We start from the raw sequence: 20,220 nt of genomic DNA, 5'->3' as shown, positions 1-20,220 counted from the left end.
CTTGCAAAACGGCAACAGGTCTGCTATACTGTATAAGCAACTGAATTTGCGGATATAGTTCATCGGTAGAACGTCAGCTTCCCAAGCTGAATAGGAGGGTTCGATTCCCTTTATCCGCTCCACGCAAAAAGAGACTGCCTAGGCAGTCTCTTTTTGCGTGGTGCATTTGCCTTGTGCAGGATTGGAAGGTTACCTTATTTCATGAGATATTCCCCTTTGCAACCTGTTGCGATTTCGGTCAGGGCAAATTGATTTTATTCGAGGGGTGTGCCCCCTCGAGCTCCCCCAGATGTTGCAGACTTGTTAGCTTTTGCATCTTTTTTGGCCACTACATCCACGCAATAAATTGACAGCCCTTCGGGGCTGTCTTTTTACGTGGAACGGATAAAATGTAGTCGTCGTTTAGGGTCTCAATATTGCTCTGCCTATAAAAAAGGAGACTTCCATCCATTTCGTGTCTTTTCTGTTCATGTTGCTCTCCTTTTTCTCAGCCCAGCCAACAGTTAGTGATAACTAATATTCGTGTAAAAAAAGAACCGCTTTCGGCCAATCAATCTTTTATAACCGTTTAAAAAGTTGTAAAAATTCCATTTTTACAACTTTTGTAATATCTATAAAATCATATAGAAATTGTAAATTTATTGCAAATTTACAACAATTAACCATTTATTCACTACTTTCAAACAATTTTCGAGTATACTACGAACTCTAACAAAATGCAAGTCTTTTCAGGGCACACAAGAAGCCTTATTTTCTCATCCTGACTGCGGTTTTTCCATTGACAAGGCAAAATCAGTATGCTATACTGTCCATCAAATTAGTTTAGACTAACCGCTTGTATCTACACATCATTTTAAAGGAGACTCCACCATGGCCAGCCTGTACCACGCACCCAGCGGCAGTCGATACCGCATCCTCTCCCTCCCCTCCTCTCCCTTGCTACAATCCCTAGGGGTGTTCCAAGGTGCCATCATCACCAAAAGATCCACCTATAAACTAGGCGGCCCTGTGTTGTTGGACATTCAATCTCGTGAAATTGCCATCGGCAAGGATTTGGCGCTCCAAGTGGCTGTAGAATGGTTAGGCGGTGTGGCAAAATGAGTAACAAATGCGCAAATTGCTGTGGCGCTGTGTCCCAAGACAAAGCAGTGTACGGCTACGACAACAAGATTTTACTGATGGGCAACCCCAATGTGGGCAAGTCCGTGGTGTTCTCCGCCATGACCGGGGTACACGTGATGAGCGCCAACTATGCTGGCACCACCGTGGGCTACACCCACGCCAACATGGTCTTGGGTGACCAAACCTATCACCTCATTGATGTGCCAGGCACCTATTCTCTCCAAGCCTCCTCTCAAGCAGAAGCTGTGGCTGTGGAGTTTATGCACTCTGGCGCCAAAGGGGTCATCTGCGTTCTGGACGCCACCAACTTGACCCGCAACCTAAACTTAGCTTTTGAGGTGCTGTCATTTGGCATACCCGTGGTGTTCGCTTTAAACTTAAACGACGTGGCCAAGCGCAAGGGCATTGTGGTGGATGTAGACAAACTCTCTCAATTGTTGGGTGCCCCTGTCATTCCCACGGTGGCCGTCAACGGCACCGGTCTGTTCCAATTGAAGGTGGCATTACAAGCGCAAATGGAGAAGTCCGCTTCTCCCATCTCTGCCCCTGCCACCAACCAAGAATGCTGGGAACAAGCCGCCCAAATGGTATCTCAATGCGTGAGTCACACCCAGCAAGCTCCCAAACTGATTGACCGCTTAGGCGATGCCATGATCAAATCTTGGCCCGGTCTCCCTCTGGCTATCTTGCTGATGCTGGTGTCTTTGGTGCTGATTGTCTTTGGCGGCAAGGCACTGCGCGTGGTAGCGTTTATCCCCATGGTATCGCTCATCACAGGCTTTTTCTCCAGCTTCATTGGCGGTCTGGGGTTGCCCACCTTACTTGAGAATATTTTAATCGGCGAATACGGCATTTTCATCATTGGCTTTGAGTGGCCTTTTGGCTTGATTTTGCCTTATGTAGCCCTGTTTTACCTTGTGTTTACCTTCTTAGAAGACTGCGGCATTCTGCCACGGATGGCAGTGCTGTTTGACAACGTCATGCGGAAAATGGGCGTCCAAGGTGGCAGTTTCATCTCCTTGATGATGGGCTTTGGGTGCGCTGTGCCTGCCATCATCGGCACCCGTAGCGCCACCACCCAAAAAGAACGGATTATCATCACATCTATGGTGTGCTTTGCCGTGCCCTGCATCTCCCAATCTGGGGCTATGATCACCTTGCTGGCCAGCCAATCCATCTGGCTCTTGCTGGCTATGTTCGCCTTGGCCTTTTCCATTATTTTCACTGTGGGCTACGTGACAGGCAAACTGCTCCGTGGCACGGTGGACCCCATTGTTATCGAAATTCCAAACCTACTCTTGCCTGAGAAAAAAGCCTATGGCAAAAAATTCTGGGTACGAATGAAAGGCTTTTTCGTAGAAGCCGAAGGCCCCATGCTGTTAGCTGTGGTGATGGCCTCTGTAGCCAAAGAATCTGGCCTGTTAGACATGGCCGCCGTGTGGCTAGAACCCTTGATTTCTGGCTGGCTGGGTCTGCCAGAAGAAGCAGTGCTATTTTTACTGCTGGGTGTGGTGCGCCGTGAAATGGCAGTGGCGCCTTTGCTGGCGCTGGATTTGACCGCCCTACAACTATTTGTAGGCGGCACGGTGGCATTACTATACCTGCCTTGCATCTCCGTGTTCGGCGTCATCGCCAAAGAATTTAACACCAAGGTCGCCATCGCTATCGGCGTGGGCACCTTTGTCACCGCCTTATTCTTAGGCGGCCTCATCAATCAAATCGGGTTGTCATTTTAAAAAGAAAGAAGGAGCCTTGCCATGGCATTTCAATTTGTGCGCCCCAGTCAAACTGCGGAACGTCTTATGTGCAAAACCCCTTGGATGCAACGGCTGATGCTGGCGTATTATCGCCCCATTGTGGAAAAAGAAGTTGGCTTATCACGAGCCAGCCGTCTTGACGCCATTTTATGCGTGGGAGGCGGTTATTTCCCCTGCACCGCCATTTTGTTTCACCTGTTGACAGGGGCCAGTGTGGCCGTTGTGGACAACGATAAAAACGCTGTTTTTTGTGCCCGTAGACTGGTGCGTCAAATGGGGCTGCACCACCATGTTTTGGTGCGCCATAGCGACGGTGCGGAGGTATGCGCCAAAGCCTATGACATCATCCACATCGCCATGCAAATCTCCCCCAAAGAGAAGGTATTTCATCAACTTCACGACTCCGCCCACAAGCAGACCAAAATCTTGGTACGCATCCCAAAAGCCCACTTAGAACGGGGCTATCAGCCCTTTAAAACGGCCTGCCAGCAACGTGATTCTATCCGTCAACCTGCCTTTAGCAACATCCACGCCACAGGGCTTTATGTGCGCTAAACCCTCGCCCGACCACAGGTGGCATTGGGTGGGATGCGGTTTGGTGGCGGCGCTGTTGGGCTGGCTAATTTTAGAGACAGATTTCAAAGCCTTTTGGCAAGAATTGCGACAACTCCCCCTGTGGCTATTGCCCCTTTTAATCGTCTTACAACTGCTGACACAACTGCTCATCACCTACCAATGGCACCAGCTGACAGCTCTGGTGCTCGGCCAGAGCCACTTTTTAAAACTGCTCCATATTTTCACCCGTGGTTCCGTGGTAGAAGCCGTCACACCAGGGGCAAAAATCGGCGGTGAAGCGGTGCGCTTATACCTGCTGAAACAGGATTTTCACTGCTCCACCAGCCAAGCGCTTAGCATCATTGCCATGCAAAAAAGCATTAGCATGAGCGTGCTGTTGTCCATTTGCCTTGTGTCTCTTTTGCACATTGGGCGCCATATTGCCGCCCATATGTCAACCCTAATGCAGCTGCTCAGTGGCGCCTTGGTAATCACCTTGGTGCTGGCCATGATGGGACTGTTGTTTTTCGCCCGTGCTCTGTCTCAATGGTTGACGCAGTTCCATGGGCGCGTGCCCCAAGGGCTCGCGCGCCAGCTCACCGCCTATGCCACCGCCACCGCCCAATTGAGCCGTGGGCACTGGTGCTTGCAATTTGCCATTTCCACCGTTGTGTGGTTGCTGTTTCCCATTAAAATGGTGATTTTATCTGCCACTTTAGGGGTGCATCTTTCTTTTTTCGTCCTCTTATCGGTCACCATGGTTTCCTACATGATGGGTCTGTTCCCCTTCACGCCCGGTGGCATTGGCACCTTTGAGGGCACCATGCTGGCCTTGCTCACCCTCTTAGGTGTGGGCTATACCACAGGGCTGACCATCACCCTTGTCTTTCGATTTGTCACCTTTTGGCTGGTGATATTGGGAAGCGTTAGCTTTGTAGTGGCCTACGAAAGCCATTTAAAATTCACAGGAGGTCATCATGCCCACCAAAGTACAACTTCTTCGCACACTCCCTAACATTTGCACCTTTTGCAACGCTATTTGCGGTGTGATGGCCTTGCTCATTGCCATGTCTTACCGCTCACACCACGGGATATCGGTGGCTTGCGGTCTGATTGTACTGGGTGGTTTTTTCGATGCCATTGACGGACGTCTGGCACGGCGGTTGCAAGTGTCGTCTCAAATTGGCAAAGAGCTAGATAGTTTTGCCGATGTGATTTCCTTCGTCATCGCCCCTGTTTGTATGTTTTTATCCATGCACAGCGTGGGCAACCACGGTCACTTCCACATTGCCGAGCTGTTGGTTGCCACGTTTTACATCTGCTGTGGCGTGTATCGCCTAGCGCGGTATAATGCTGGAGAATATACCACATATTTTCAAGGTCTGCCCACCACCGCCTCAGGCTGTTTGATGAGTGTATACCTGTTTATCTCCAACATCAATCCACCCTTTTGGTCTGGTCAACGGTGGTACACCATGGTCAGCTATGGGTTTATCACAGCCTTAGGCTTTGCCATGGTCTCACAAGTGAAAATCAAGCGTATTTAAAGCGTATTCCAATTTTTCAAGAGTACGTCAAGGTTTACCCCGTATGATATGGATAACAAGCTTTCGCGCCACAGTCTATCCACTGGGAGGAACCGTATGGACACAACCACTTTTTATGGCGACCACCATGTGATTTTGGAGGAGGCCACCCAGACCATTCTCACCATTTGCCAGCAAATCAAAACCGAGAAAAACTGCATCGAACACATCAATAGCCGTTTAAAATCCCCTGCCAGTGTGGAGAAAAAGTTATGTAAACATGGCCATTGTGCTACGCCGGAGGCCGCCATTGCCCACTTAACCGACTTGGTGGGCATTCGCTTGGTGTGCCGTTTTATCTGCGATATTTACACCGTGGCAGAGTTATTGCAATCCCAATGCCATGTGGTGACGGTGAAAGATTACATCGCCAACCCCAAGCCCAACGGTTATCGCAGTTACCATATGATTTTAATGGTGCCCACCACCCATGGCCACACCGTGGCAGTTGAAGTGCAATTGCGCACCATCTCCCAAGATGCGTGGGCCTGTCTTGAGCATCAGCTCAAGTACAAAAAAGAAATTCATGCCGAACGACTGGTGCGAGAAGAGCTCAAACGCTGTGCCGATGACCTAGCCTCCACCGACCTTTGTATGCAAACCCTGCGAGAGTTTATCGACATGGACAGCCACATCGTCTGGGACGGTTAAAAAAGGAAAAGAGCAGGCCGACCCTATGGCGTGTTGCAATCCTTGGAGACGGACGACCAATGGCCGCCCCTACGATGTGTCCTCCTAATTGCGCCCTTACTCAGGCAACACTTCACAAGCCAGCATATCTTCGTAGCTTTGACGACGGACAATCAATTTGTGGCTTCCCTCTTTCAACAACACCACCGCTGGGATAGGGTTTTTATTATAATTGGACGCCATGGTCAAGCCATAGGCTCCTGTGGAAAAAATGGCGAAGGTATCGCCAGCCTCAGCCTCTGGCAAGCCAATGTCGCGGATGAGCACGTCCCCAGATTCACAGCATTTGCCACAGATGGTCACCGTCTCTGTGGGCTCAGCATCCGCCTTGTTGGCAATGACCCCACGGTATTGGGCTTGGTACAGCGCAGGGCGGATGTTGTCAGTCATACCACCGTCCACCGACACATATTTGCGTACACCGCGAATGTCTTTGATGCTCCCGATGGTGTACAAACTGATGCCAGCTTCTGCCACAATGCTACGACCGGGCTCGATGACAATGGCAGGACGCACCACGCCCAAATCGGTGAAAAAGCCCTCTATTTTCTCCATCATAGGGGTCATGAAATAGCTATATGGCTTGCGGTTTTCATCGGTATACACCACGCCAAAACCGCCACCAAGGTTCAATTCAGTCACGTCATAGCCCAAGTGCTCTTTCACCTGTTTGACCAAGTTTAAAATGATATCCAGCGCTTGCAGGTGGGATCCATTGTCATGCAATTGAGACCCCACATGGAAGTGAAAGCCTAAAAAGTCTACATAATCCGAGGCAATGGCGGCCTCTACCGCTGGGAAAATAACATCCTCATCCAACGGAATACCGAATTTAGAATCTTTTTTCCCTGTGACAATATAATCGTGAGAATCAGATTTTACACCAGGGGTCACACGGTACAAAACCTGCACTTTTTTGCCTTTTTCACGGCAAATACGTTCAATCAAGGCCAGCTCTTGCAGGCCATCGATGATGATGCGACCGATGCCGTAGTCAATGGCGGCCTCCAACTCGCAAGGCAGTTTGTTGTTGCCGTTAAACTCAATGCGCTCAGCAGGAAAACCGATTTTCATAGCAGTGTACAGCTCACCGCCAGACACCACATCGATGCACATCCCCTCACGTTGGCAGATGGCAAACATGGCCATGGGCGAGAAGGCCTTGGCAGCATAAGCCACACGGGTATTGGTATATTTGCTTAAAAAGCAATCTTTCAACTGGGTAAATTGCCCCACAATATCGCTCTCAGACATGAGGTATAAAGGGGTGCCATATTCCTTTGCCAGCTCCACTGTGTTACAGCCGTCAAAATACAAAACGCCATTTTTCACTTCTTTTATCATGGTTTTCTCTCCGTTTATACACAGTTTGGCACACCAAAGTCTATGGTGTATCCGTTGTATCCATGGCACACGCGATCCTCAAAGGTAAGTTTGCATCCCAAACCGCGCCAATGGTATCACCTATTATACCCCATCTGCTTTTACTACGCAATACATACCCTTGTAATTATGAAATTTTTGTGAATACAAAAATGCTATTTTACAGATTTTTTGAATCCTATCCAATTTTACAACGGCTACCCATTCAAACCAAATTCCCCACAACAGCGGAACGGTGTTGACCTCTGCTGTCCATAGGTGCTCCCTATGGCTTTGGCGCGGTCGAACACCGCCTGATACAAGGGCCTCCCCAAACCCGTTAAATACAGAGAGCTGTGCGACATGCACGACTCTCTGTATTTTTACAATTTATTACTATTTTGTAAACTTTAAAAGGAATTACCTCCTTTTCTTTCCAAAAAAAATTCACATTTTTTACGGCATTTTGACCAGTCAATATCGGAAATAGCACCAAATACATCGCATGCTTTTAGCAAAATAGGAGAAGATATCACCGTTCATATATTGTTTATTGACATTTGCTTGTTTTTCTGTGACAATACAAGACACTGCTATTATGTACTTTATACATGGACATTTTTTCCATATAGACGTACAATTTCAAAATTTTGGAGGAATCTTTTATGTCTGGAAGCAAGCTGCCTCACAAACCATCTTTAATGGGTAAATTTCTCAACACCATTGAAGCTGTTGGCAACAAACTCCCTCATCCCATTGCATTGTTCGCATGGTTATCTGTGCTGATGGTTGTCATTTCCATGGTCTGTTCTTGGTTGGGTGTCAGCGCCACTGGCACCTTGGTTGTCAGCGGTGTGCTGGCGGAAACCACTGTGGAAACCGTGAACCTATTCACCGCTGAAGGGTTGGCTTGGATGCTGACCAGCGCCGTCACCAACTTCACCAGCTACGCCCCCTTGGGCACCGTGCTAGTGGCCATGTTGGGCGTAGGCGTGGCAGAGCACAGCGGTCTCATTAGCGCCGTGCTCAAGCGCACCGTGCAAATCACCCCCAAGTCTCTCATTTGCCCTGTGGTGGTGTTTTTGGGCGTCATGTCTAACATCACCTCTGACGCTGGCTACGTGGTGCTGATTCCCTTGGGCGCTATGGTGTTCCGCGCTTACGGTCGCCACCCCATGGCTGGTTTGGCCGCCGCATTTGCTGGCGTGTCTGGTGGATTCTCTGCCAACTTGATGGTGGGCGTCCTTGACCCCATGCTCCAAGGCATTTCCCAAGAAGCCGCCTATTTGGTTGACCCCAACTACCAAGTCAACATCATGGGTAACTACTACTTCTTGTTTGTCTCCACCTTCCTCATCACCATTTTGGGCACACTGGTCACCGATTACATTGTGGAACCTCGCTTGGGCAAGTTTGACCAAGCCGTGCTGGGTGAGGATGATACTTTGCGCTCTTTGACCGACGCCGAACGCAGTGGCTTGAAGGTCGCTGGCATTGCCTTCTGGGGCTTTGCCCTTGTGGTAGTGGGGCTGTGCATCCCTGCAAACTCCTTCCTGCGTGCCTCTGACGGTAGCTTGACTGGTTCTGGCTCTGTGCTCATCGGCGGTATCATCGTCCTCATTGCCTTGTTCTTCATGATTCCTGCCATTGCCTATGGCAAAAAGGCTGGCACCATGACCAACACCGTGGCTGTGTGCAATTCTTTGTGCAAGTCCATGGAATCCATGGGTCCCTTTGTGGCGCTGGCCTTTGTGGCCTCTCAATTCATCGCCTACTTTAACTACACCAAGCTGGGTACCATCCTTGCCATCAACGGTGCCCACGTTCTGGGCGAGTTGAACATTGGGCTCATCCCCTTAATGGTGCTGTTCGTCCTGTTCTCCGCGTTTATCAACTTGTTCATGGGCTCTGCGTCCGCCAAGTGGAACATCATGGCACCTGTGTTTGTGCCTATGTTCATGATGCTGGGCTATTCCCCTGAACTGGCACAGTTGGCCTACCGCATCGGCGACTCTTCCACCAACTTGATTACCCCCTTGATGAGCCACTTTGCCATCATTTTGATTTTTGCTCAAAAGTATGACAAAAAGGCAGGTCTGGGTACTTTGACCGCCACCATGCTACCCTATTCCATCGCATTTTTAGTTTGCTGGACGGTGATGATGATCATCTGGCTAGCACTTGGCTTGCCCATCGGCGTAGACACTGGACTATTCTATACCCCCGTGGTATAAATTTGTAAATTCCATTGTTTTGTGGTATACTAATAACATATAGCCGTAGGGAATGGTCTTGACCATTCCGCCACCATCGGGCATGTGCCTTGGGAAGCGGAACGGTCAAGACCGTTCCCTACATTCGACTTTCCATTTAATGTAAATGCAGACATCATACAAAGGAGGCATATTCATGCCCATCGACAACCAATCCCTTTTAAACCGCTTTTTAACCTACGTGCAAATTCCCAGCGAAACTGGCCACGAGCAACCCATGACTGACCGCCTTGTCGCTGACTTAACTGCCATGGGCTGTGCCGTCACCACTGACGATGTCCATGATCGTGCCAACACCACAGGTGCTAACGTATATGCCACCTTGGCTGGCGACCCCACCTTGCCCCCCATTTTATTCAGCGCCCACATGGATACCGTCACCCCCGGCGTGGGCATACGCCCCCAAGTCTGTGACGACGGCTATGTCCGCTCTGACGGCACCACCATTTTGGGTGGCGATGACAAAGCTGGCATCTGCGCCATCATGGAGGCCTTGTCTGCCGCAAAAGACATCCCCAACCGCCCCACCATTGAAGCGGCCTTCACCGTCCGTGAAGAAAGCGGTTTAGTTGGCGCAAAAACCTTGGATTATAGCCGCATCCTGTCCAAACAGTGCATCGTGCTAGACTCCTCTGGCAGTGCCAACGACATCATCGTAGGCGCACCCGGTCAAAACACCATCACCGCCACCATCATCGGTCGCAAGGCACACGCTGGCGTGGCGCCCGAGGAAGGCATCAGCGCCATCCAAGTGGGGGCACACGCCGTGGCGGCCATGAACCTGCTCCGCGTTGACCATGAAACCACTTGCAACATCGGCACCTTCTCTGCCGCTGGTGCCACCAATATTGTCACCGAACGGGTGGACTTGGTGCTAGAATGCCGCAGTCTTAACAATGAAAAACTAACTGCACACACCCAACATTTAGTGGATTGTATGCAGTCAGCTTGTGACAAGTTTGGGGCCACCCTAGAATGCACCGTCACCACCAGCTATCTGGGCTATCACCACGACCAAACCACCCCTTTGGTACAGCGTGTGTTTGACGCTTGCAAGGCACAAAACTTAACCCCCAACCCCACCACCAGCGGTGGCGGTAGCGATGCCAACATCTATAACCAACATGGCATCACCGCTTTAAACTTAGGCGTGGGTATGGAAAAAGTCCACACCACTGCCGAGCAGTTGTCTATCCGTGACATGGAAGCCTCTGCCGCTTTGTGTCTACACCTGATGACTGCGCCTTCCTAATCCAAACGCCATAAAAAAGAGGATGTACAAAACGCGGTCAGCCACGTTTTGTACATCCTCTTTTATATTTTATCACCCTTTGGGGCGCAACTGCCAAAAGGCCACCGCGCTGGCGGCGGCTACATTCAACGAATCCACATCGTGGCTCATGGGGATGCAGGCGGTGTAATCACACTGGTTCACTGTCTCCTCTGGCAAGCCATAGCCTTCGGTGCCCAGCACAATGGCCAGCCGTTCTTGCGCTTGCAAAATAGGATCATCCATATCCAAGGCACGCGCATCTAGCGCCATGGCCATTGTTTGAATACCCAATGATTGCAAGGCACTCAAATAGGTTTTGCCACTGACCACTGTCCACGGCACTTGAAACACCGTTCCCATGCTGACCCGTACACAGCGGCGATTTAAGGGGTCACAGCTAGAATCAGTGACTAGCACCGCATCGATGTGCAAGGCGGCGGCATTGCGAAAAATAGAACCAACATTGGCGGCGTCTAGCACATTGTCAATCACTGCAATCCGCTTCCCACCAGCGCATACGCCCTCCAATGTGGGTAAGGGCAATGGGCGCATGGCGCACAACACACCACGGGTTAAGGCAAAGCCTGTCAATTGCTCCAACACCGCTGGCGTCGCCGTGTACACGTTTACATCTCCACAACAGGCAATGAGCTCACTGGCTTTACCGTGGATGTGCTTTTCATCCATCAATAACGACACAGGGGTGTACCCAGCGCGCAAGGCTCTTTCAATTACATTGGCACTTTCGGCAATGAACAACGCCTGTTCTGGGTGACGGCGACTGCGTAATTGGCTTTGGGTCAGACGGGCGTACACATCTAATTCTGGTGCGTCAAAATCAGTGATTTGGATGATATTGGCCATAGTGCCTCCTTATGGTATTTTATAATAGTATACCAAACCCATCCCACCCAAGTCAACTGTCCAGTTTTGGCCTCTTGACATTTTCAGTAAAATGTGTATACTTAAATGCAGACCGCTGACAATTTAACACAGGGGCGCTGAGGGCTTCCTCGGCTGAGATGAAAGCGAATTGCCGTTTTCTGTCCCTTATGACCTGATTCGGATAATGCCGACGTAGGAAGTGCAAAAAAGGGGATTGCCCTGTTTTTACCGCTACTACCCATTGGGTTGGTAAGCGGTATTTTTATTTTTTAGGAGGAATTTCCCATGACCAAACACAACACCACCCGTATGCTCTGCGAAGGCGCCATGATGGTGGCCGCCTCTCAAGTGCTCAGCTTTTTAAAGCTGTACGAACTGCCAAATGGCGGTTCTCTCACCCCTGCCATGTTACCCATCATTGTCTTTTCCATCCGTTGGGGCTGGCGTTCTGGCTTGATGGCTGGGTTCGCCTTTGGGCTATTGCAACTGATGTTTGACGGCGCCTATGCGTGGGGCTGGCAATCTATGATTGGGGATTACCTGTTGGCATTCCTGCCTTTGGGTTTGGCTGGGGTCTTCAAAGGTCAACGCATGGGCGTCTATTTTGGCACCTTGCTGGGCTGTTTTGGGCGCTTTGTCATCCACTATGTGGTGGGTGCCACCGTGTGGGCGGCCTATATGCCAGAAGAATTTTTCGGCATGACCATGACCACCCCTTGGTTCTATTCCCTGCTGTATAACGCCAGCTACATGGTACCAAACACCATTTTAACCCTGCTCATCGCATGGGCACTGTATAAACCCATGAAGCGGTTCTTTCTCGGCGACGACATTCGTTGATTATGATTGAAATTCTCTGGCAGATATGGTAAAATAAACCATATCTGCCAGACTTATTTTAATACTTCTCATATTCTTGAACACAACATTGGAGGTTATCCTATGAAAGCAAGCATTTTTTATCACTCCGTCAGCGGTTACACCAAAGACATGGCTGAGGTCATTGCCCAAAGCATGAACAACTCCTCTGGCATGGAAGCCAAGGCCTTTTCCATCACCGACTACGATGCCGATTGGGCAAAGGAAAGCCAATGCGTCATCATCGGCACCCCCATCTACATGGCCACCCTGTCTGGGGAATTGAAGCTATGGCTGGAAAAAGTGGCCCCCACCTTTGGTCTAGCTGGGAAACTGGGCGGCGCCTTTGCCACCGAGCAATATATCCATGGCGGCGGCGAAGCTGGCATTCGTGTCATTTTAGACCATCTGCTGTGCTATGGGATGCTCACCTATTCTGGTGGCGGTTCCAAAGGCAAGCCTGTCATTCACCTTGGCCCCGTGTCGGTGAACCAATATGCCGAGGATTGCCGAGCCACCTTTGAAATTTACGGCCAACGGATGGCACAAAAAGCCATGGAATTGTTTGCTTAAATTATCATTTCAACAATAAAATCACCCTGTTTGCAGTGGAAACATCCATCTGCAAACAGGGTGATTTTTCATGTCATTATTTATAATGTCCCTACGGTGTTGAGCAAATGCTTCATGTGGATGCTCATGGCATGACGGGCTTCATCTTGGTCTCGCTGAAGTAAAAACTCCAAAATCAAGCGATTGTCCGCCTGTGCCACCTGCTGAATTTCCGCTTGATTGCAGTCATTGAGCATTTGCATAATCTCTGCCACAGCCTCATTGATAATGGGATACAGCCGCCGCATATATTCATTGTGCGTGGCACGGATGATGGCAAGGTGAAATGCTTGGTCAGCAGCCGCCCAGTCACCACCATTGGCGGCAAGCACTTCTGCTTCCATGGCTTTTTGCCGAATGTGCTCTAGCTCTTCATCGCTGGCACGCACCGCTGCCAGAGCCACAGCGGCTGGCTCAAAAATCAATCGCATTTCGTACAAATCTCGCGCCCGTTCTTTGGCGTGCAAGCTTTGTAAGGTGGTCATGTCCATGGCATGGTCAGACAAATCTTGACACACAAAGGTGCCCAAACCACGGCGAATTTCCAGCACCTGCTGTGCCACCAAAAAGGAGATGGCCTCTCGCAATGTGGTGCGGCTCACCTCTAGCAAGACGCTTAAGTCGTATTCGTTGGGCAGTTTGCTTCCTGCCCCATAGCGGTGCTCTTCGGCTATCATTTTATAAAGCCGTTCGGCTGTTTTTTCTGATAATTTGGGCTGTTTTCTCTCTGTCATAACCCCTCCTACTCATGCGCCAGTGAATTCTTTTCTCTATCTTATCACAGTTTGTACAAATGCGCACTTATTTTTTGTTCAAATGCGAGAAATTTTCAAAACAGAGCTATATCACCCCTTTTTATAGCGAAACGCATAATTTCATCCTTGACAGGTAGGAAAACAATGGGTATAATGACATCATACAACGTATAAGATAGTATACAACCAACTATGAAAAAGAGGGGGTTCCCTATGGCGCAATTTCAGCAGCTGTGCTCACAATTCTCCAATCGCTTAACCATCGTCACAGGCCATTATGGCACTGGGAAAACTGAATTTTCCGTAAATTTGGCGCTGGCGCTGGCCAAAAACCAGCAAACCATGCTGGCGGATTTAGACATTGTCAACCCCTACTTCCGCTCCCGTGAGCGCCGTGATATATTGGCGGCCGCAGGGGTGGAATTGGTGGCATCCTCCCAAGCCTGTGTGGATGCAGATGTGCCGTCTTTGCCTGCCCAACTACTCACCGTATTGCAACATCCCACCGCCCGTGGGGTGCTAGACATTGGCGGTGATGCCGTGGGGGCACGGGTGCTGGCACGCTTCGCCCCACAAATCCAAGTCCAAGACCACCAAATGGTGTTTGTGGTCAACGCAAATCGCCCTGAAACCGCCACCGTGGACAAAGCCATGGCCTATTTACAAGCCATTGAACAAACCACCCACCTCACCTGCGCAGGCCTTGTCCACAACACCCACCTGTGTGGTGAAACCACAGCCCAAACTGTGGAAGAAGGGGCCATACTTGCCCAAAGGCTGTCTGAAAAAACAGGCTTACCCATCCTATGTCACGTGGCAAAAACAGGGCTAAACCCCAACGTCAGCCCCCTATTTTCCATCGATATTCAAATGAAAAAACCGTGGGAACAATGAAACTAAAAGCTAAAAGTGAATGGTGAAAAACTATTCCGCCACGGGCGGGGATAGAAACGAAGAACGGCAACCTCAGTCCGTTCCAATCTCGCCCGCCAAGGTGAATTGCCCATCGGGCAAGAAAAGGCACCCTGGGGTGAGGCGATAGTTTTTCACTTTTAGTCTTTCGCTTTTAGCTAAAATCATGAAAGGATTTTTATTATGACTGCCAAGCTAACTTTTGATACAGAGCGATGCAAAGGCTGTGAACTCTGCACCGCTGTCTGTCCCAAGCACATCGTCATCATGGAACCTGTTTTGGTCAACGCCAAAGGCTATCACCCTGCCACAGTCACCGACATCAGCGCCTGCATCGCCTGCGGTAGCTGCGGCAAAATCTGCCCCGACAGCGTTATTACTGTGGAAAATTCGCATGAAGGAGAACGTCATGAAAAAGGAACTTTGGAAAGGCAATGAAGCCATTGCCGAAGCCGCCATCCGCGCTGGCTGTGACGGATTTTTCGGCTATCCCATCACCCCACAAAACGAAATCCCTGAATATATGGCCGCTCATATGCCTGCGCATGGTCGTGTGTTTGTCCAGTCTGAATCTGAGTTGGCCGCCATCAATATGGTCTACGGTGCAGCTGGTGTTGGCAAGCGCGCCATGACCTCGTCCTCCTCCCCCGGCATCAGCTTAAAGCAAGAGGGCATCACCTATTTGGCAGGGGCAGAGCTACCCTGTGTGATTGTCAACTGTATGCGTGGTGGCCCCGGTCTAGGTACCATTCAGCCCTCCCAAGCCGACTATTTCCAAGCCACCCGCGGGGGCGGTAACGGGGATTATCGCACCGTGGTGCTGGCTCCATCCAACATCCAAGAAGCGGTGGATTTCACCCAAGAGGCATTTGATATCGCCGACCAATACCGCAACCCTGTGATGATTCTCTGCGACGGTATGATTGGGCAAATGATGGAACCCATTGTCTGGCGCGAACTGCCCAAACGTGACCTGCCTCCAAAAGACTGGGCGGCAACGGGCAAGCATGGGCGCACCCACACCAACGTCATCAACTCTTTATACATCGACCCCGATGAATGCCACGACCACAACCACCATTTAATGTCCAAATATGCTCAAATTGCGGAAAAAGAAGTGCGCTGGGAAGAAGTGGACTGTGCCGACGCCCAGTTAATCATCGTGGCCTACGGCACCCCTGCTCGCATCGCCCTGTCCGCCATGGAGATTCTCCGTGCCCAAGGGATTCAAGTGGGTCTGTTCCGCCCCATCACCTTGTGGCCCTTCCCTGAAAAAGCCTTGGCACAACTGGCGCAACGGGAACAAGTGGCAGATATTTTGACGGTGGAAATGAGCCTTGGGCAACTGGTAGAAGACGTGCGCATGAGCGTGGAAGCTAAAAAACACATCTCCTTTTTGGGATGCGCTGGGGGCGTGATGCCCACAGTGGAAGACATTGTCGCGGCGGCGAAATCCGCCTTACATAGGGAGGGTTGACCATGGCTATTGTATACGAAAAAACCAACGGGCTCACCGATGCCACCACCCACTATTGCCCCGGCTGTCACCACGGCATCATCCACAAACTGGTGGCAGAAGTCATGGCCGAGATGAACCTTTTGGACGAAGCCATTGGGGTTTGCCCTGTGGGTTGCTCCGTGTTCGCCTATAACTATTTCAACTGCGATATGCAAGAGGCCGCCCATGGTCGGGCACCTGCAGTGGCCACCGCCATCAAGCGTCTGTGCCCCACCCAACCCGTCTTCACCTACCAAGGGGACGGGGACTTGGCCTCCATCGGTATGGGTGAAATTGTTCACGCCGCCATGCGTGGGGAAAAGTTCACCACCATTTTCGTCAACAACGCCATCTATGGCATGACAGGCGGTCAAATGGCACCCACCACCTTGATTGGCCAACACGCCACCACTTGCCCCACAGGCCGCAGCGCCGACACCGCAGGTCACCCTGTCCGTGTGTCTGAGATGCTGGCAACTTTAGACGGTTGCGTCTATGCTGAGCGCGTGTGCGTCACCGATATTCCCAATTTGAACAAAACAAAAAAGGCCATCCGCAAAGCCTTTGAAAAGCAAATGGCTGGGGAAGGCTTCACCTTTGTGGAAGTGCTGTCCACCTGCCCCACCAACTGGGGCATGACACCGCTAAAAGCCAACCAATGGCTCAAATCCGACTTAGCGGCCTATTACCCTCTGGGGTTAATTAAGGAGGCGACGGTATGAAAAAGGAACTGATTATCTCTGGTTTTGGCGGTCAAGGGGTGATGTCTGTGGGAAAATCCTTGGTGGAAGCTGGCATGGCAGAAGGATTGCACGTCACATGGGCGCCTTCTTATGGCCCTGAAATACGCGGTGGCACCGCCAACTGCTCGGTGGTGCTCTCTGACCATCCAGTGGGCTCCCCCACCTTCATTCACCCCACAGAGGTGATTGCCATGAACCTGCCATCTCTGCTGAAATTTGAACCATTGGTGCAATCTGGGGGGTTGATTTTCGTCAACAGCTCCTTCGTCACCGAAACAGTGACCCGTGATGACGTCCGTGCCATTTACGTGCCCTGCGGTGAAATCGCCGACCAATTGGGCAACCCCAAGGTGGCCAACATGGTGATGCTGGGCGCCTATGTGGCAGCCACCAAATCCCTCCACCCTGAAACCATTCGCCACATGATTACCGAACTGTTCACTGGCAAAAAGGCGAAGTTGGTGGATTTAAACTTCAAAGCCCTAGACGCCGGCATGGCCTGTGTCAACACCAACCTTTAATGTTAATCCCAAAACTCTCAACACAAAAAACACCGCCTGTATCCAAATAAACTGGATACAGGCGGTGTTCACTTTAAATCTTAATACAGAGATTTGAGAATGTCGTAGATGCCGTCACGGGTCATAGGCACAAAGCTGTTGGCCAGCAAACGAGTTTGGTTTTCGATGACAGAGTCAGCAAAGTCGTGCATATCTTGCTCGGTGACACCATATTCATGGAGTGCCTTTTTGGGCAAAATCACGTCCAAAACTTTTTCAAGCTCAGCATAGACCACATCTTCAGAGCAACCCAGCAATTCTGCCAAGTGGCTGTTCAAACGGGCGATAGCACCGTCTTGCTTGCGGCTCATATAGTGCTTCAAAACGCCAGTGAACATAGCATAGTTAGACTCGCCATGCACCACATGATACTTGCCGCCCAGAGGATAGCTCATGGCGTGAACAGTACCACAGCCTGCGTTACCAAAGGCAATGCCAGCATAGGTGGATGCTTGCAGGAATTGAGGCATCATTTCGTTGCGCACTTCAAAACCTTGTGCCACGATGGCTTTGTAGCCTTCGATAATCAAGTCGATGGCCTTGTAGCTAAAGAGCAGGGTCAAGTCGCTGGCCTTGGGAGACAAAGCGGCTTCCACAGCGTGAATCAAAGCATCGATGCTGCTTGCACCAAAGACTTTGGGGGCAAGCTCAGCAACAGTTGAGGCAAAATGACAGCGCTGTCAGCATACATAGCATCGTGAGCCAAACCCTTTTTGGTGTTACGGCTGTTGAGCGCCAACACGGTGATGTTGGTCACTTCGCTACCAGTACCGCAAGTGGTGGGCACCAGCACCAATTCTTTATCTTTTTCAATGGGGGTAATTCCATCATACAGATCCAGAATGGGGGATGGCTTCTTCAATGCGAAAATCTTAGAAATGTCGATAACCGTACCGCCACCGATGGCAATGATACGCTTGTATTGACCCTTCAAATCCTTAAACATGGCTTCAGCCATATCGTCAGAAGGTTCGCCAACACCATATTTTTCTTGGTACAACACTTCGCACTTCAGGTTCAAGTCACCGAAGTTGGGGTCGAAGATGTAAGAGTTGGTAATCACCAGATCGCCTTCGCCAATGGCAAAGTCTTCTGCAAAGGCTTTGGCAGTGTCAAATTTATAAATGGTGGGCTTAATCATCAGTTGTTTCATGAGATAATTCCTCCTATTAAGTTAAAATTTATTTTGCCAAATATCTGCCGATTGCAGCGTCTAGGATATCCAAGCCAGCGTTGAGTTGTTCATCGGTGATGACCAGAGGAGCCAAGAAGCGGATGCAGTTGCCGAACAGGCCGCAGCTTTCCACCAACAGACCATGTTGCAAGCAGTCTTGCACCACAGCACTGACCAGTTCGCCATAGGGTTCTTTGGTTTCTCTATCCTTGACAAATTCCACGCCAATCATAGCGCCCAGACCACGATAGTTGCCGATGACGTCGTATTTTTCCATCATCTTTGCATAGCGAGCGTTGACAATGTCAGCGATGTGGTTTGCCTTACCAGCAAAATCATCACGTTGCATGACTTCCATCACCTTCAAGGCGCTGGCGCAAGCCAAGGGGTTACCGCAATATGTGCCACCGATGGTGCCACCGGGAATGGAGTCCATGATTTCAACACGAGCGGTCAATGCAGAGATAGGCACACCTGCGCCCAAAGACTTAGCAGTGGTGATAATGTCAGGTGCTGCACCTGCTTCTGCCCAATATTGAGAACCAAAGTACTTACCAGTACGGCAGTTACCGCTTTGCACTTCATCAGCGATGATCAAGATGCCGTTGTCGTCACAAATTTGACGCAATGCCTTCACCCAAGCGATGGGAGCAGGAATGAAGCCACCTTCGCCTTGCAGAGGTTCAACGATAACAGCTGCCACTTCGTTGGCAGGGGTGCCTTCTTTGAACAGCATTTGCAGTTTTTCAATGTAGAATGCAATGGCTTCTTCTTCGGTGTAGCCCTTGGGTGCACGATACAGGTAGGGGTATTCTGCACGATAGATACCAGCAGGGAAGGGGCCCATGCCTTTGGCATAGGTTTTGTTAGCGGTCAGTTCCATCATCAAGTTGGTGCGGCCATGGAAGGCGCCAGTGAAGCAGATGATGTTAGAGCGCTTGGTGTAAGCCTTGGCCACCTTGATGGCGTTTTCGTCGGCTTCTGCGCCAGAGTTGACCAAGAAAGACTTTTTCACATCGCCACGGCAAGGCATGAGTTCGTTGAGCTTTTCGCAAACAGAAACATAGCCGTCATGGGTGATGATGCTGAGCATGGTGTGGAAATAGTTGTCAGCTTGTGCCTTCACTGCTTCCACCACTTCGGGGTGAGAGTAGCCAATGTTCAGCACGCCAACGCCGCCGATAAAGTCAACAAATACGTTGCCGTCGATATCTTCCACCATGGCACCTTCACCACGGTTGATAACGATGGGATAGGTGTTGCCTGCCAGAGGGGGAGCAATGGCGCTCACTTTGCGGTTGATGACAGCCTGTGCTTTTTCACCGGGCACAGAAGCGGTAACGATTTTAGGTAAAGATTCTCTTAACATAACGTCACTTCTTTCTCAATAGTTCAAGATTTATTTTGCTTCCACTTAGGCGTGAAGCATACCAAAAAATTGCGTCTCAGGAAAAGGAATTACCTTCCTGTCGACCTTGCCACAAGCGTAGCATATTTTGGAAAAATTGTCAAGGCTTCTTTGGGGAAAATACAACTTTTCGCCCCCCTATTCTTTATCGATTCTTTTCGATAAAGTGCCTTGTGATTTTTTTATTCTCCCCTTGA

General features: G+C 50.2%; 19 protein-coding genes, 1 tRNA gene, 1 pseudogene and 1 riboswitch. Of the genes and pseudogenes, 16 read left to right on the top strand and 5 right to left on the bottom strand.

Annotation, left to right across the window (positions count from 1 at the left end):
- Positions 1–48 precede the first annotated feature (48 nt).
- From RFF05_RS13680 to RFF05_RS13650, 7 genes are all read left to right on the top strand, one after another.
- Positions 49–122 (top strand) — tRNA-Gly (locus RFF05_RS13680).
- A 748-nt stretch (positions 123–870) separates the two neighbouring features.
- Positions 871–1,101: a ferrous iron transport protein A gene (locus RFF05_RS13675; protein WP_409967616.1), complete on the top strand. Its 231-nt coding sequence runs from the start codon at positions 871–873 to the stop codon at positions 1,099–1,101.
- Positions 1,098–2,858 (top strand): FeoB small GTPase domain-containing protein, encoded by a 1,761-nt coding sequence (locus tag RFF05_RS13670; protein WP_409967615.1) that lies wholly within the window; start codon positions 1,098–1,100, stop codon positions 2,856–2,858. Before RFF05_RS13675 ends, RFF05_RS13670 begins: the two co-directional genes overlap by 4 nt.
- Positions 2,859–2,879: 21 nt before the next feature.
- Positions 2,880–3,434: a hypothetical protein gene (locus tag RFF05_RS13665; RefSeq protein WP_409967614.1), complete on the top strand. Its 555-nt coding sequence runs from the start codon at positions 2,880–2,882 to the stop codon at positions 3,432–3,434.
- Positions 3,435–3,462: 28 nt separating this feature from the next.
- Positions 3,463–4,449 carry a lysylphosphatidylglycerol synthase transmembrane domain-containing protein gene (locus RFF05_RS13660; protein ID WP_409967613.1) on the top strand — a complete coding sequence of 329 codons (987 nt, stop codon included), beginning with the start codon at positions 3,463–3,465 and terminating at the stop codon, positions 4,447–4,449.
- The gene (locus RFF05_RS13655) at positions 4,412–4,981 is read left to right on the top strand and encodes a CDP-alcohol phosphatidyltransferase family protein (protein ID WP_409967612.1); all 570 of its coding nucleotides are present in this window, start codon (positions 4,412–4,414) and stop codon (positions 4,979–4,981) included. The genes RFF05_RS13660 and RFF05_RS13655 overlap by 38 nt, the downstream gene beginning before the upstream one ends.
- 96 nt (positions 4,982–5,077) lie before the next feature.
- Complete coding sequence (locus tag RFF05_RS13650) at positions 5,078–5,671, top strand: GTP pyrophosphokinase family protein (protein ID WP_409967611.1); 594 nt, start codon at positions 5,078–5,080, stop codon at positions 5,669–5,671.
- Between the two features lie 96 nt (positions 5,672–5,767).
- Here RFF05_RS13650 and lysA read toward each other — a convergent pair whose 3' ends face one another.
- Positions 5,768–7,054, bottom strand: coding sequence for a diaminopimelate decarboxylase (gene lysA, locus RFF05_RS13645; RefSeq protein WP_409967610.1), 1,287 nt, complete (start codon positions 7,052–7,054; stop codon positions 5,768–5,770).
- A gap of 683 nt (positions 7,055–7,737) precedes the next feature.
- Between lysA and RFF05_RS13640 the strand changes: the two genes are divergently transcribed.
- On the top strand, positions 7,738–9,306 hold the full coding sequence (locus tag RFF05_RS13640) for an AbgT family transporter (protein ID WP_409967609.1): 1,569 nt from the start codon (positions 7,738–7,740) through the stop codon (positions 9,304–9,306).
- A gap of 175 nt (positions 9,307–9,481) precedes the next feature.
- On the top strand, positions 9,482–10,597 hold the full coding sequence (locus tag RFF05_RS13635; protein ID WP_409967608.1) for a M20/M25/M40 family metallo-hydrolase: 1,116 nt from the start codon (positions 9,482–9,484) through the stop codon (positions 10,595–10,597).
- Positions 10,598–10,669: 72 nt separating this feature from the next.
- Here the strand turns inward: RFF05_RS13635 and RFF05_RS13630 are convergent, their stop codons facing one another.
- On the bottom strand, positions 10,670–11,482 hold the full coding sequence (locus RFF05_RS13630; protein WP_409967607.1) for a TrmH family RNA methyltransferase: 813 nt from the start codon (positions 11,480–11,482) through the stop codon (positions 10,670–10,672).
- A gap of 120 nt (positions 11,483–11,602) precedes the next feature.
- Positions 11,603–11,719: riboswitch (TPP riboswitch) on the top strand.
- A 69-nt stretch (positions 11,720–11,788) separates the two neighbouring features.
- Here RFF05_RS13630 and thiT point away from each other — a divergent pair.
- Positions 11,789–12,343, top strand: a complete 555-nt coding sequence (thiT, locus tag RFF05_RS13625; RefSeq protein WP_409967606.1) for an energy-coupled thiamine transporter ThiT — start codon at positions 11,789–11,791, stop codon at positions 12,341–12,343.
- 102 nt (positions 12,344–12,445) lie between these two features.
- Positions 12,446–12,934 carry a flavodoxin family protein gene (locus RFF05_RS13620; RefSeq protein ID WP_409967605.1) on the top strand — a complete coding sequence of 163 codons (489 nt, stop codon included), beginning with the start codon at positions 12,446–12,448 and terminating at the stop codon, positions 12,932–12,934.
- Positions 12,935–13,014: 80 nt separating this feature from the next.
- Here RFF05_RS13620 and RFF05_RS13615 read toward each other — a convergent pair whose 3' ends face one another.
- Entirely contained in the window at positions 13,015–13,707 is a 693-nt protein-coding gene (locus RFF05_RS13615) for a FadR/GntR family transcriptional regulator (RefSeq protein ID WP_409967604.1), read from the bottom strand.
- A 234-nt stretch (positions 13,708–13,941) separates the two neighbouring features.
- Here RFF05_RS13615 and RFF05_RS13610 point away from each other — a divergent pair, with 234 nt between their 5' ends.
- The 5 genes from RFF05_RS13610 to RFF05_RS13590 all read left to right on the top strand — a co-directional run bounded on the left by RFF05_RS13610 (position 13,942) and on the right by RFF05_RS13590 (position 17,402).
- The gene (locus RFF05_RS13610) at positions 13,942–14,622 is read left to right on the top strand and encodes a hypothetical protein (protein WP_409967603.1); all 681 of its coding nucleotides are present in this window, start codon (positions 13,942–13,944) and stop codon (positions 14,620–14,622) included.
- A 201-nt stretch (positions 14,623–14,823) separates the two neighbouring features.
- Positions 14,824–15,078 carry a 4Fe-4S dicluster domain-containing protein gene (locus RFF05_RS13605; protein ID WP_409967602.1) on the top strand — a complete coding sequence of 85 codons (255 nt, stop codon included), beginning with the start codon at positions 14,824–14,826 and terminating at the stop codon, positions 15,076–15,078.
- Positions 15,050–16,117 (top strand): 3-methyl-2-oxobutanoate dehydrogenase subunit VorB, encoded by a 1,068-nt coding sequence (locus RFF05_RS13600; RefSeq protein ID WP_409967601.1) that lies wholly within the window; start codon positions 15,050–15,052, stop codon positions 16,115–16,117. The genes RFF05_RS13605 and RFF05_RS13600 overlap by 29 nt, the downstream gene beginning before the upstream one ends.
- 2 nt (positions 16,118–16,119) lie before the next feature.
- Complete coding sequence (locus RFF05_RS13595) at positions 16,120–16,860, top strand: thiamine pyrophosphate-dependent enzyme (protein ID WP_409967600.1); 741 nt, start codon at positions 16,120–16,122, stop codon at positions 16,858–16,860.
- Entirely contained in the window at positions 16,857–17,402 is a 546-nt protein-coding gene (locus RFF05_RS13590) for a 2-oxoacid:acceptor oxidoreductase family protein (RefSeq protein WP_409967599.1), read from the top strand. The genes RFF05_RS13595 and RFF05_RS13590 overlap by 4 nt, the downstream gene beginning before the upstream one ends.
- A gap of 80 nt (positions 17,403–17,482) precedes the next feature.
- Here RFF05_RS13590 and RFF05_RS13585 read toward each other — a convergent pair.
- Positions 17,483–18,387, bottom strand: a pseudogene (locus RFF05_RS13585) (iron-containing alcohol dehydrogenase).
- A 235-nt stretch (positions 18,388–18,622) separates the two neighbouring features.
- The gene (locus RFF05_RS13580; protein WP_409967598.1) at positions 18,623–19,984 is read right to left on the bottom strand and encodes an aspartate aminotransferase family protein; all 1,362 of its coding nucleotides are present in this window, start codon (positions 19,982–19,984) and stop codon (positions 18,623–18,625) included.
- Positions 19,985–20,220: the final 236 nt, after the last annotated feature.

The organism is Bengtsoniella intestinalis (assembly GCF_039719005.1).
Lineage (GTDB): Bacteria > Bacillota > Clostridia > Oscillospirales > Oscillospiraceae > Oscillibacter > Oscillibacter intestinalis.
Note: the sequence above shows the minus strand (reverse complement) of the source record. Positions and strands in the feature narration are given on the sequence as shown.

Coding starts and splice junctions, on each gene's coding strand:
- RFF05_RS13675 (WP_409967616.1), top strand. CDS start 871: ATGGCCAGCCTGTACCACGCACCCAGCGGCAGTCGATACCGCATCCTC.
- RFF05_RS13670 (WP_409967615.1), top strand. CDS start 1,098: ATGAGTAACAAATGCGCAAATTGCTGTGGCGCTGTGTCCCAAGACAAA.
- RFF05_RS13665 (WP_409967614.1), top strand. CDS start 2,880: ATGGCATTTCAATTTGTGCGCCCCAGTCAAACTGCGGAACGTCTTATG.
- RFF05_RS13655 (WP_409967612.1), top strand. CDS start 4,412: ATGCCCACCAAAGTACAACTTCTTCGCACACTCCCTAACATTTGCACC.
- RFF05_RS13650 (WP_409967611.1), top strand. CDS start 5,078: ATGGACACAACCACTTTTTATGGCGACCACCATGTGATTTTGGAGGAG.
- lysA (WP_409967610.1), bottom strand. CDS start 7,054: ATGATAAAAGAAGTGAAAAATGGCGTTTTGTATTTTGACGGCTGTAAC.
- RFF05_RS13640 (WP_409967609.1), top strand. CDS start 7,738: ATGTCTGGAAGCAAGCTGCCTCACAAACCATCTTTAATGGGTAAATTT.
- RFF05_RS13635 (WP_409967608.1), top strand. CDS start 9,482: ATGCCCATCGACAACCAATCCCTTTTAAACCGCTTTTTAACCTACGTG.
- RFF05_RS13630 (WP_409967607.1), bottom strand. CDS start 11,482: ATGGCCAATATCATCCAAATCACTGATTTTGACGCACCAGAATTAGAT.
- thiT (WP_409967606.1), top strand. CDS start 11,789: ATGACCAAACACAACACCACCCGTATGCTCTGCGAAGGCGCCATGATG.
- RFF05_RS13620 (WP_409967605.1), top strand. CDS start 12,446: ATGAAAGCAAGCATTTTTTATCACTCCGTCAGCGGTTACACCAAAGAC.
- RFF05_RS13615 (WP_409967604.1), bottom strand. CDS start 13,707: ATGACAGAGAGAAAACAGCCCAAATTATCAGAAAAAACAGCCGAACGG.
- RFF05_RS13610 (WP_409967603.1), top strand. CDS start 13,942: ATGGCGCAATTTCAGCAGCTGTGCTCACAATTCTCCAATCGCTTAACC.
- RFF05_RS13605 (WP_409967602.1), top strand. CDS start 14,824: ATGACTGCCAAGCTAACTTTTGATACAGAGCGATGCAAAGGCTGTGAA.
- RFF05_RS13600 (WP_409967601.1), top strand. CDS start 15,050: ATGAAAAAGGAACTTTGGAAAGGCAATGAAGCCATTGCCGAAGCCGCC.
- RFF05_RS13595 (WP_409967600.1), top strand. CDS start 16,120: ATGGCTATTGTATACGAAAAAACCAACGGGCTCACCGATGCCACCACC.
- RFF05_RS13590 (WP_409967599.1), top strand. CDS start 16,857: ATGAAAAAGGAACTGATTATCTCTGGTTTTGGCGGTCAAGGGGTGATG.
- RFF05_RS13580 (WP_409967598.1), bottom strand. CDS start 19,984: ATGTTAAGAGAATCTTTACCTAAAATCGTTACCGCTTCTGTGCCCGGT.